The organism is Microvirga sp. GN3 (assembly GCF_055792825.1).
On the sequence record NZ_JBVVAK010000193.1, the window covers coordinates 1 to 12,345 of the forward strand.

At 57.1% G+C, this 12,345-nt stretch carries 9 protein-coding genes; 6 read left to right on the top strand and 3 right to left on the bottom strand.

The features are described from left to right. Positions 1-238: 238 nt before the first annotated feature. Positions 239-721, top strand: a complete 483-nt coding sequence (locus ACS5Q1_RS41925) for a Ros/MucR family transcriptional regulator (protein WP_473103784.1) — start codon at positions 239-241, stop codon at positions 719-721. Between the two features lie 435 nt (positions 722-1,156). Here the strand turns inward: ACS5Q1_RS41925 and ACS5Q1_RS41930 are convergent, their stop codons facing one another. The 3 genes from ACS5Q1_RS41930 to ACS5Q1_RS41940 all read right to left on the bottom strand — a co-directional run bounded on the left by ACS5Q1_RS41930 (position 1,157) and on the right by ACS5Q1_RS41940 (position 5,108). Beyond that, positions 1,157-1,681, bottom strand: coding sequence for a DUF6398 domain-containing protein (locus tag ACS5Q1_RS41930; protein WP_473103785.1), 525 nt, complete (start codon positions 1,679-1,681; stop codon positions 1,157-1,159). After that, entirely contained in the window at positions 1,678-4,515 is a 2,838-nt protein-coding gene (gene tnpC / locus ACS5Q1_RS41935) for an IS66 family transposase (RefSeq protein WP_473103786.1), read from the bottom strand. Before tnpC ends, ACS5Q1_RS41930 begins: the two co-directional genes overlap by 4 nt. Before the next feature lie 131 nt (positions 4,516-4,646). After that, positions 4,647-5,108, bottom strand: a complete 462-nt coding sequence (locus ACS5Q1_RS41940; RefSeq protein WP_473103787.1) for an IS1096 element passenger TnpR family protein — start codon at positions 5,106-5,108, stop codon at positions 4,647-4,649. A 584-nt stretch (positions 5,109-5,692) separates the two neighbouring features. Between ACS5Q1_RS41940 and recD2 the strand changes: the two genes are divergently transcribed. The 5 genes from recD2 to ACS5Q1_RS41965 all read left to right on the top strand — a co-directional run bounded on the left by recD2 (position 5,693) and on the right by ACS5Q1_RS41965 (position 12,225). Beyond that, positions 5,693-7,891, top strand: coding sequence for an SF1B family DNA helicase RecD2 (gene recD2, locus ACS5Q1_RS41945; RefSeq protein ID WP_473103788.1), 2,199 nt, complete (start codon positions 5,693-5,695; stop codon positions 7,889-7,891). 80 nt (positions 7,892-7,971) lie between these two features. After that, positions 7,972-8,154, top strand: a complete 183-nt coding sequence (locus ACS5Q1_RS41950) for a hypothetical protein (protein ID WP_473103789.1) — start codon at positions 7,972-7,974, stop codon at positions 8,152-8,154. A 677-nt stretch (positions 8,155-8,831) separates the two neighbouring features. Next, the gene (gene solA / locus ACS5Q1_RS41955; RefSeq protein WP_473103790.1) at positions 8,832-9,980 is read left to right on the top strand and encodes an N-methyl-L-tryptophan oxidase; all 1,149 of its coding nucleotides are present in this window, start codon (positions 8,832-8,834) and stop codon (positions 9,978-9,980) included. 88 nt (positions 9,981-10,068) lie between these two features. Continuing rightward, positions 10,069-11,196, top strand: a complete 1,128-nt coding sequence (locus ACS5Q1_RS41960; protein WP_473103791.1) for a helix-turn-helix transcriptional regulator — start codon at positions 10,069-10,071, stop codon at positions 11,194-11,196. A gap of 300 nt (positions 11,197-11,496) precedes the next feature. Beyond that, positions 11,497-12,225, top strand: a complete 729-nt coding sequence (locus tag ACS5Q1_RS41965; RefSeq protein WP_473103792.1) for a Crp/Fnr family transcriptional regulator — start codon at positions 11,497-11,499, stop codon at positions 12,223-12,225. The last annotated feature ends 120 nt before the right edge of the window (positions 12,226-12,345 follow it).

Sequence of the window (12,345 nt, forward strand, 5' to 3'; positions counted from 1 at the left end):
GAAGCGGCCGTGCGCACCGTCGTCGATACGGCTCGGCTCACGCCAAGTGTCACCGTCTTCGGCACCATTCTCGCTACCGTCAGCGCCTGAAACCAGCCTCAGCAACGGCGTGGGTAATTACCCTGACCTTGCGTTTTGCTTGCCGCAGCGATAGTTGCCACCCCCTTCCTACCCGCAAATCGCGGGTGAGTACATGAGGGCACTGCTCCTGCGAGTACGTCAATCAAAGGCTGTTCTAATGTCTAATAATACAACAGTACCAGACTACATCGAGCTTGCGGCTGACATCGTGTCGGCCTTCGTCAGCAACAACTCTGTTCCGGCTGCTGATCTACCCGACCTGATTGGCAATGTTCACGCGGCTCTTCAGAATATTGGTCAGCCTGCTGCCAAGCAGGAAGAGATTAAGCCCACGCCTGCCGTTTCCATCAAGAAGTCGATGACCCCGGATTTTCTGATCAGCCTGGAGGACGGGAAGCACTACAAGTCGCTCAAGCGGCATCTTGGGAAGCTTGGCCTGACGCCTGAAGCTTACCGGGAGAAGTGGGGCCTGCCCCGTGACTACCCGATGGTTGCCCCAAACTATGCTGCCAAACGCTCCGAGTTGGCGAAGAGCCTGGGCCTGGGCCAGATGCGCTCGAAGGCTGCCGCCAGCGGTCCAGTGGAGAGCGCTCCCGCAAAAGCGCCTGCTAAGCGTGGACGGAAGAAGGCCGCTGCCTGATAGCATGGTCGAAAAGCTGCGAGGGGCCGCTCTGGATGAGCGGCCTTTTTGTTGCTCCGGCGCTCTTTCACAGTGAAACCGACCAAGGCCATCTGGTCTTAGACTGTCGGATCGGTAGACCGGGCCGCTGCTACCATCGCGAGAGGATGACGTGACAATTGGAAGCCTCCGAGATCCTTTATGGTATCTGGCGATCATCTTCGGATCGCTGGCAATCGTATCGCTCCGGGTGCTTGGTACGCTGGCAGAAGGTTCCAAGCCCTTTTGAAAGCTCCTCTGACGGAGGAAGCAGAGCATCTAACCCATGTCTGGGAGCGGCGCGTCACTCGTTGGATGAGGATTGGGCTGTTCATGTCAGCCCTTTCAACTCTCTGCCTCGTGTCGTCCTTGATCGCGAGGTAACTCCATACTGTCGGCGTCTGAGCGAGGCGGAACTCATCCTTCGTCGCGGTCAGCCGGGATGTACGGGATCATGCCCTTCTCGAAAGCGATTTCCTGAACCTCACGTGGCATTTCACGCAGGTCCACGAGGAAGCCATTGACGTCGGCCATCCAAACCAGTGGGTTCTTTTCCAAGAGGCTCGGCAAGGACCATTCCGGATTGAGCGGATTGATTTTGAGCGCCCGTGAAATGGCCTGAGCCTTCGCACTGGCGGTGCTCTGGCCGACGCCGAACCCAGCACACACATCGGCCATGGTCATAAACGGTTTGAACGACTTATCTGAGAGGAAGTTCGTCTGGCCAAGAGCATAGATGATGCCACAGGCCCAGGTGCGGGGCTGCCCTGACACGACTGGGCTTGGTCGCTTCCGGCACAGAGCCGCCGCCATGTCCCGCGCCAGTTCAAGGTATTCGTCATTCAGGTACTCTCGGCAGAAGGCATCCGTCAGGGCCGTGATGGTCTCATAGGTGGCCTGCATACCCTTGGGGACGGACCGGGAATGGACGAACTTCGTCATGTCAAACCATCACAAACAATGTGCGCCGCCTTTTGAATGCCGCCGCCTCTGCCTTTAGTGTTGAGTGTCCTGATTGTACACCTCGCCCTACCGGTATGGGCCGCAAAGGCATCGACATCGGTCTCGCCCGACCGCAGGAAGTCGAGGAATCTTAATCCTTTGTACTTGCACGTCTCGGAGATACTGAGAAGAACAAGATAGTCACGAATACCCTTTGGTGTGCTCCCTCCACCGATCACATTGCGTAATCGCACAAACGCCTTTACCGCATGCTCAGCATTGTTGTTGTTCCAGGGCACGTCGTCATAATCAAGGAACGTAAATAGCTTGTCCCGAAACCGCTCGAAGCGTTTCTTGTACCCAACTGCGACTTCCGTTTGGTAATTACGCTCTGCGAGAGTGGTGTAGAAGTGAGCTACACCTTTCTTATGTTTGCGGAGATGATATGCCTTCAAACCGAACCTATCGATTGTTTCGACCATGGGCTTGAGCAAAACCGCCAAAGCGTGAGCCAGTTCTTCCATCTCCGTATTGAATGGGTGCTTCAAGACATCATCATTGATGTCCCTCATCAGATGAATCAAACATTTCTGCTGTACACACTCAATTGACTCGTATCCGGCGTAGAAGTCAGACACGAGGACACCCTTGAATCCGCGCAGAGTCTCTTGGGCTGTGCTTGTGTCCCGAGATGCACTGTAGACGAATATCACTTCCTCCAAGTTCGTAAAAACCCATACATAATGGCTCTCGCCCAAAATCGGAACTCGTGTTTCGTCCGCGTGAACCAACTCTCCATTGGCGATCCTCTGGCGTAATCGCTCGTAAGTTTGCTCATATCGGTTGGCAGATCCAATCTTGATCCTGTTGATGGCGCGACGATCTACATGAAGACCAAATACATCGTGCAAATGTTCGCATAGTTTATGCTGAGATACCCCCATTTGGATTATCATGTATATTATGTATGCGCGGAGACCATCGCCGTATTTTTCATGGCGTTGATACGACATGAGATGCTTATGACATGCCCAACATCGGTATCTATAGAACACCGATTGAATGACACTTCTTTTAGCACCAGAAGCTGAAAGCAATATATCGGTCATTACTTCTGTGTAGCGCACATGTTTGTGTACGGCGCTCGATCCACATCGCGGGCAATGTGACGGGCGTAAAACATCATAGTCAATGACTTTGTTAACGCGAGATCTGCCTTTTGACTTCTGTCGCTGGCCTTTCTCAACCACTTTTCGTATATGCCCACGGGAACGCACGTAGACCTTTGCTCTTTGATAGTCCCAGTATGCTGCGTCATTGATCTGCTTAAACTCTGGAACAGCACAGTCGAGGGGACGAAACATTCTCTTGTGTCTGTCTACGAGAAGATGAACGTCAACAGGGTCGAGACTTGACTTAGCAGCCGTTGCACGCGGGAGGCAGATATCAGTGATAGCCTCAGCTAATCTTTCAACCGCTGCGCAATCGTCCGCGTTATAGGTGATCAACGTCTGCCTGAGGGTCGGATCGCCGGATGCTTCCCATTCTGAGCGCCACATCAAGGCGTGGAGACCCGAGGCATTCGCGTGCGTCCAGCGGAAGCCGAGATAACCAGCGATGTCTTTCAAACCATTCGAGCAGGTTGGGAAATAGATGTGGGCGTATGTCAGGTTCAGGAGGTTCACTGACGTGGCAATCAGCCGATCCACGAGTTCGATGTCCTCAGGATTGTCGCAATACCGCTCCTTCATCCGTTTGAGAAATTGTGTTTCGTAGCTCCCGTAATGGACAAGGCGGACATCAGGGACCTGCTCAAGAGCACGTAAGAGAGACACCCACATTTCCCGCTCACCGGATGGATGGTCCGCCCAAAACGCAAGGTGAACGTCCTTGTCGTCACGCCGGTACCTCATTCCAGCGAGATAGTAGAACTCCCGGCCTGGCACCCCTTCTACGTCCAGGAAAACCGTGCCAGATGTTACAGAGAAGGTGGGTGTATCGACGACGTGTATGCGATTGGCCTGGACTGCCAGCGCCTTCAATGCGGGAGCGTGCTTTGTCGCTGTTGCCCTGTTCCGTGCTGACCGCCGCCTTGGCCGGTACGTACATGAGAATTGGGCGACGGTCATGATACCCTTACGATTGAGCTTCTTTCGTTCCTTCTCATTCAATGTGGTCAGCAGGCTCAGATCATCTTTCTCGATGGCGATCTGACGACAGCGGGACCGAAACTGGCATTCAGGGCAATGCTTGTTGAGGGCCAGTGGGGGCGGTGTTCCTGACGCGTATTGTGCCTTCAACGTAATGAGGAGTGAACGAACCTCTTTAACCAACTTTGGCAACTGGACTGCCGTAGATCGGTGGCCTGAGCCGTGAATGATCCTGGCTGTGGACGACATCCTACTGGTCAGTCGAGACAGAGCGAGGGCATCCAGTGCGATGAGAAGTTTATCAGAGGATGCCAGTTTCTCGTTCGGCATGAACCGAACCGGACGGTATGTGGTGTCCGGCCCGCTGCTACTGGCAGGTATTCGCTCCAACGCGTGAGCTTGGATTTGAACCTCGGAGGACGAGATCTCAGGGTCGAGAACCAATCGGTAATGTCGTTCCCGAAACACCCGGAGCGAAGGCATACCACGGCAAGCCTCATTCTCAGGAACATTGTTTCTGAGATGTTTCGAAGCGTTGGCCTTGTACGAGTTCGCGATACCTTGTTGCCAGCTTTGGATTTCAGGATCGGTGGGCGCAGCCGCATTAAGCAGCAGGAATGCCTTCGTCTCACACCGGAGATATGCCGCGAACACAGTATCGGTGATCGGCGCATGCGGACCCATGCGTTCCACTATAAACCGGGCGACCTTGATTTTGGAGTTTTACAAGCTCAGAAAAGCGTCGGGCGCTGGCTCTGACCCTCGTCAACCGGTTTTGAAATCGGCTTGAAAGATCCTGCGCCAGCCCACACGCCTTAGGGTTCGTCCCCCTCGTCCTCATCCTCCCATGAGCCGTACTGCTCGGGAGCCTTGCCAACCTTCTTGAGCACCTTAGGGTAACGGGTCTTCGTGACCTTCTGGCCCAAGCGGATGACCTCGACGACGAAGCGCCAGTCGTCGCCATAGTCGAAGAGGAAGAGCATCTTGTGACCCACATTGGGGTAGGCATCTGCTATGCGGGTCTTCTTCACGCTCTTGGCCTCAGTTGCCTCGTCCATATCGGCGAACAACTCGTACTTGGGCTGGGAGCGCATCACGTCCTGCCCGGTGAGCTTCGAGTAGAACCCGAAGGCATGGTCGAAGTCGAAGCCGAAGGCATCAACAATGGCCTCGGCCAGAGCGCTGAGCGTTTTGCGACTCTCAATCTCGATTTCCCGGTAGATGGTCGGCTCGCCCTGGAGAGTGACCCGGACGATATGAGTGTCAGCCTCAGTCATGACCATCTTCTCCCTTCTTGTCATCATAGCGGGTAAACTTCGATTTGAGCCCCACCTTGCAATGGCCTCGGCACGCCTGCTCCGACTTCAAACCGTTTTCGCTCAGTCACTGGCCTCTCGGTCTCCCGACCGTCTTTAGGAAATTCTCACCCTGAGGGCCGCTCAACTGTCTCTTCCAGCACTTATTGGCGGCTCATGAATCTTTGGGGTGCGCGCACGCTTCGAAACATGCGTGGTGAACGTTCTTTGGTAGGATAAAGTTACAAAGCTCCAAATCATTCCACGGCAGTTCATCGAGCACTGGCTCCGACACGCGACTACCTTGACCGCCCGCATATACGCGGCCTATCTTCAGAACAAATAGTGAACATGTCCTACTTAATAGGGAGATGCAATGTTCGGCGAGTTGAACTTCCATAGCAAACCTCGATGGTCTGATTGGGCGGGCTCTACCGTTATTCTTGGGACGATCATGGTCGCGACAACGCTCCTGATGGCCATGTAATGCCATGCCGAGCCTTCTCGTCATCGGTTCAGTCCAGCGGTAGAGTTGGAGAGGTCAGGAATTCCTCCTGGCAGGCACCATGAACCAGATGCTTCGACCACCACAGGCTGAGCAGAGATCTGTCTTAGAGACCCTTGCGGGCTCAGTGGAACGCGTCACCTTCCACAACGCCGAGAATGGTTTTGCTGTCCTGAAAGTCCATACGCGCGGCAAACGGGATCTTGTGACCGTCATTGGGCATACCCCTGCCGTGTCTGCCGGGGAATGGATTACTGCCAGCGGCCTGTGGCTTAGTGATCGCACGCATGGCCTCCAGTTTAAGGCCGAGGTCCTCAAGACGACCCCGCCGACCGGGGTGGAGGGCATCGAGAAGTACCTTGCTTCTGGCCAGATGCGTGGCATCGGGCCAGCCATGGCAAAGCGGATTGTCGCAGCCTTTGGCGTGGACACTTTTGAAATCATCGAGGCCAGCCCTGAGCGCCTAACGGAAGTTTCCGGAATCGGCCCGATGCGGGCCTCCCGCATTGTCTCCGGCTGGGCCGAGCAGAAGGCGGTGCGGGAGATCATGATCTTCCTGCATGCCCATGGCGTCGGCACCGCACGGGCGGTCCGCATCTTCAAGACCTATGGCTATGAATCCGTTCAGGTCATGACCGAGGACCCGTATCGTCTGGCCAAAGACGTGCGCGGCATCGGTTTCAAGACGGCAGATGCCATCGCGGCCAAGCTCGGAATGGAAAAGACAGCGCCGCAAAGGATTCGGGCTGGCATCTCCTTCGCACTTCAAACCGCCACCGATGAGGGTCACTGTGCTCTGCCGGTCCAGGCGCTCACCCGCTTGGCCGAGCAGTTGCTCGAAGTCGATGCGGCCCTGATCCGAACGGCCATCGTAGACGAACTATCCAAAGGAGAAGTCGTCTCGAATACCATCGGCGACGAGACGTGCCTTTTCCTCAAGGGCCTCCACTTGTCCGAACAGGCCATTGCCTCGCGGCTGGCCGAGAGAGCCTCTGGTCCACCGCCCTGGCCCGAGATCGACCTCGACAAAGCTGTTCCCTGGGTCGAGAGCCGCACGGGCAAGACCCTGGCAGCGTCCCAGCGGGAGGCTCTGAAGCTGGTGCTCGGCTCCAAGGTGGCGGTGGTGACCGGTGGTCCTGGTGTCGGCAAGACCACTCTCCTCGACACGATTCTCCGACTCTTGGTGGCCAAGGGTGTCAAGGTCTTGCTGACGGCACCGACAGGTCGTGCGGCCAAGCGCATGACGGAGCAGACCGGATTGGAGGCCAAGACCATTCACCGGCTCTTGGAGATCGATCCAAAGCACGGTGGCTTCTCACGCAATGAAGAGAACCCGCTCGATTGCGATCTCCTCGTGGTAGACGAGACCAGCATGGTCGATGTGCCGCTGATGAATGCCCTCACTAAAGCTGTTCCGTCCCATGCGGGCCTGCTGCTGGTTGGGGACGTGGACCAGTTGCCTTCGGTCGGGCCGGGGCAGGTTCTGGCTGACATCATTGGGTCGGAGCGTATCCCCGTCGCTCGTCTCACCGAGGTCTTCCGACAGGCGGCGGAAAGCCGGATCGTGGTGAATGCCCACCGGATCAACCACGGTCAGATGCCTGATCCATCCAACGCCGGAGAGGAAAGCGATTTCTACTTCATCAGCATCACCGAACCAGAACAGGGTGTCGGTAAGATCATCGAGATGGTCAAGGAGCGGATGCCCAAGCGGTTCGGACTCGATCCCCTCAAGGACATTCAGGTGCTCTGTCCGATGAACCGGGGCGTGCTTGGTGCCCGCAACCTCAACATCGAACTCCAACGAATTCTGAACCCTAATCCTCCGGCCACCGTCGAACGATTTGGATGGAAGTTCTCGCCGGGCGACCGGATTATGGAAACCCAGAACGATTATGATCGCGAGGTCTTCAATGGCGACCTTGGAATGGTGGTCCGGATCGATGACGAGGAAGGAGCATTAATTGCATCATTCGATGGGCGCGAGGTCTCATACCCATTCGGCGAACTCGACACCTTAGTACCCGCCTATGCCACGACGATCCATAAGTCACAGGGGTCAGAGTACCCCGCCGTTATCATTCCAGTCGTGACACAGCATTACACAATGTTGGCCCGTAACCTGCTCTATACGGGCGTAACTCGGGGCAAGCGGCTCGTTGTACTCGTCGGCCAGAAGAAGGCTGTGGCCATGGCTGTTCGGGGCGGAAATATGAAGCGACGTTGGACGAAGTTGCGGGAGTGGCTGGCGGCATCTTGACGGCTGATACCGGGATTTCCACATCGCTACCGTCTGCACCTGGAGGATCTTTCATGCACCAGAGATCGCGCGGCTGGAGCATGCCTGAGGCCGACCTGCTTTCCATGCTGGGATTCATCGACGAGAAGATCTGCTCAATAGACATCGGAACCCGCCACCGCGATGTCCTGATCAGGTTTCGAGCAATGCTGGAAAACGATTTGGATGATCGCCCTGATAGTTCGTCCTGCCAGGAAGAACGCAGCCGAGAGACGGCGGCGTAACTTCGTACCAGAGCCGTCCTCTATTCAGGTGGCAGCGCGAAATGGGGGTTTCAATTGTCTCGCGGCGCATGACGAACTCGGTCCCCGGATCTCGCGGACAGCCGCTGTCACCCTGCCCGTCTATGTCGGTCCAAACCGTTCTTAGTGCTCACTACCGCTCCTGCACTGTCCGAAGTTCCATTCCGTCGATTAGTTCGGAACGACGCGCTTCAGTTGCCCCGATTTGGCCCGTAAGTCGCTCCAAGGAACCTCGGCTCGATCCATAGTAGCCTATACCGGCTACTGCGGCGGCAATCCCCATAACAAGTACGATGGGATCAGATCGGATCAGCCCGATAAGGGAAGCTCCGAAGAGCATGGTACCTGCTATAGTTGCGACCTTTGCGACAATCATGCCCTTCCGGCATCGCTCAGCGGCATCAGACAGTGTGTCGATTTCCGCTTCCAGGTCGGCGATCTGCTGGTGTTGGTCGATCATCCAAGTGCTGCTTCGAACAAGTTTGTTTCCTGTTGTCCGATGTAAGGACGGTTTTGATCGTTCGGAAGAGCGCGAAGCAGCCGCCCCGTTCAATGGCTGCTCCTCGGGACCGAATGCCATTGCCGCGCATGGCCGTTGCACTCAGGCCGCAAAACGATAACCTCGGCTCGGGAACGACGCTGCGATCAAGGGCGCTGGCATGAAGACCTTCGACACCATCGTGATTGGGGTGGGCGGCATGGGGTCCGCAGCCCTCTGGCAACTGGCTCGCCGTGGCCAGAAGGTGCTGGGCATCGAACGGTTCGATCTCGGCCACAGCATGGGCTCGTCGCACGGGCTGAACCGGATCATCCGGCTCGCCTACTTCGAGCATCCTAACTATGTACCCCTCCTCCGTCGCGCCTACGAGCTATGGCGGGAGGCCGAGCAGCTTACGAAGGAGCAACTGCTTTTCGTCACAGGCGGAATTGATGCGGGTGCGGAAGACAGCCGGATCGTGCAAGGTGCGTTGACGGCATGCCGGGAGCACGACCTGTCCAATGAAGTGCTTTCGGCTCGCGAGACCCAGCAGCGGTTCCCTGGCTATAAGCTCCCAGACAATTACGCCGTCGTCTATCAGCCGGATGCAGGCTTTGTGGCATCAGAACGCGCTATCCTCGCGCACGCCTCCCTTGCTGTTTCTGCTGGAGCCGAGATCCACGGGCGTGAGAAAGTACTTGCCATCGAGCCTGCCAACGGGCGGGTGATGGTTGTGACCAACCGGGACCGCTATGAGGCCGGGAAGGTTGTAGTTTCAGCAGGAGGATGGATTTCTGATCTTATTCCTGCGCTCAAGACGAATGCCGTACCGGAACGACAGGTCCTCGGCTGGTTTTTGCCGCAGACGCCAGACCTCTTCAGGCCGGAGGTTTTCCCGGTCTCGAACATCCTGAGCGAAGTCGGCCACTTTTACCAGTTCCCCACTTGGGGCATCCCAGGATTCAAGATCGGGCTGTATCACCATTTCCATGAGACGGGCCATGCCGACGAACTGTCGCGTGAGCCAACACTTGCCGACGAAGAGGCTCTTCGGAAAGGCATCCGACACATGTTCCCAGACGCTAACGGACCGACGCTTCGGCTCGCCGTGTGTTTGTTTACGAATACCCCCGACGAGCATTTCGTGATCGACACCCTTCCAGGGGCACCGGAAGTCGTAGTCGCATCTCCTTGTTCCGGCCATGGGTTCAAGTTCGCCAGTGTGATCGGAGAGGCGCTGGCGGATCTTGTAACCAAAGGGAGCAGTAAGCTCGATCTCTCGTTGTTCGATATGAAGCGGTTCGAAGAGACCCCGGCGACTTCATCATGATTGAGTTGAGATGATTTCTCGTGACATCAAAGCCGTGCTCTGCTGTCATGTTCCCTGGTGCTAAATAGAAGAAAGCGGGCAAAGAGGCATGGGGACGCCTGACCTGCTCACAGCCGTAGATGCGATCTACGCCTCTGCTCTCGATCCGGAGCGCTGGCCAGAAGCTCTGAACCACATCGCACAATTGGTAGGCGGGCTCGGTGCAGTGATCGTGCCAGTTACGGCGACTGACAAAATGGTGACCGTTGCCTCTACCAGCTTGGAGGAGAGCAATCGAGACTACAGTCGAGAGTGGTGGCGTTACGATATCCGCAAGGAGAGAGTGTCGGCGCGTGGGCCTACGGAAGGACTGATCAGAGACGCCGACCTCCTGGATGACGAAACCTTGCGGACCCACCCATTCTGCCAGGAGTTCAGCAGGCGTCATGGCCTCGGCGCGTACATGGGCTCTGTCACAGCGCTTCCGTCAGGACAGATCATCACCGTGGGAGTGCATCGAGATCTGCGCCGAGGTCCTTTTGATCAAGCGGATGAGGACAACTTCGCCCGGCTCGCACCACACGCTGCTCGGGCCATCGCAGCGGCGGCTGAGATTGCGGAAGGCAGACGGGCTTCCCGCCTGCTTGGGAATACCCTGGATCGCCTCACATGTGGGGTCATCCTTTTAGATGTCCAAGGCGGTGTGGTGACCGTGAGTGAAACCGCCCGCTCCCTGCTTGGAACAGGGTTCACCATCTCGCGTGGACGCCTTAAGGCAGCAACGGCGCAGGATCAGAAGGCGCTGGATGCTTTGGTGATGTCGGCTCTTCTTGGACGGGCAACGTTGGTGCAGCCGCCGCTGGTGCTGGCCCGCAACGCGGGAGACGAGCAGAAGGTCTTCGTCCAAGCGATCCCGGTCACCGTAAACGAGCCGACCAGCTTTGAGCACGTTGCTCTGAGACCTGGGGTTCTGGTGCTCGTAAAGAGCCTTTTCACCCCAGCCTCGGACATGATTCAGGAGCGCCTGATCCGGCTCGGCCTCACCAAAGGGCAGGCCCGTATCGCGATGGCGGTCGGCGGCGGGCTATCGTCGAAAGAAGCGGCAGCGCAGTTGAGACTGACAGACGGAACGATCCGCACGGTGCTGAAAGCCGTGTACGAGCGCCTCGGTATCACCCGCCAGAGCCAGCTTGTGGCACTCGTCACGAAGCTGGGGGCACTGCCCGCGCAGAACTGACGCTTAAAGATCGCAGAACTGACGCTTAAAGATCGATTGCGTTGATTAGGCCGGTCACCGATGGCGGCTTCCTCCCTCGCAAGGCGTATCACAAATGTGGAATGCGCCTGCACTCCGAACCGGACACAATAGAAACTTGGCCGTGGAGGAAAGATGTTCGAGTACTGCCATCCGGAAACCGGTTCCGGTCGTGAGCCCTTATCGCACACCTACGCCGTGTCGCCTCTACGCGTTGGTTCCAGGCATGGCCTCAGGCCGGTTTGAACACCATGGTCTCCACAGTCCTGTAACACCATGACCATGGGCAAGAGTATCAAGGCAGATCACCGTGCCAACCGGTTCCTTACCGCCCTGGAACCGGCGGACTTTGCCGTGCTGGAACCGCAGCTTGAGATCGTGGACGTACCGAAAGGCGCGGTGCTCTACGAGGCTGGCGAAACCATTCGCCACACCTACTTCCCGCACGATGCCATCGTGTCCCTTGTCGAAGTCATGGAGGATGGGCGTGTGGCCGAAGTGGCGCTGTTCGGGCGGGAGGGGCTGGTTGGCCTCCTGAGCGCCATTATCAGCGGTGAAGCCCTCGGGCGCTATGTGGTGCTGGTTGCGGGCACCGCCTCGCGGATTCCGATTGAGCAGATGCGTAGGGTTCTCGTGTTGCGCTCCCGGCTGCGACGGATGGTGGCGGCTTTCAACGAGGCGCTGCTGGCGCAGACCTTTCACACCGTGGCCTGCAATGCCCTTCACCCGGTCGAGGCCCGGTGCTGCCGCTGGCTTCTCAACATCCATGACCGGATGGATCAGGACATCCTGCCCCTGACCCATGAAACACTGGCCGAGATGCTTGGGGTCCAACGCTCCACGGTCAGCACCGTTTTGCGCACCCTGCAAACCACCGGCCTGATTGAACAACGCCGAGGCGGCATTGTCGTGACCGACCGCGCTGCCCTCGAACAGGCGACCTGTGAGTGTTACCGCAACATCCGCCTCCGCGTTGAGAAGGTGCTGCCCGGCACTTATGCCCGAACCTAATGATCTTCACGGAGGTGGTGTAACATAGGGTGATGTCGATCCTCGTGAGGAGGCGCGCGATGGATGACGACGTTTGGCGGCCGACGCATCTAACATCCGAGCAGATGGAGGAGCGGCGTC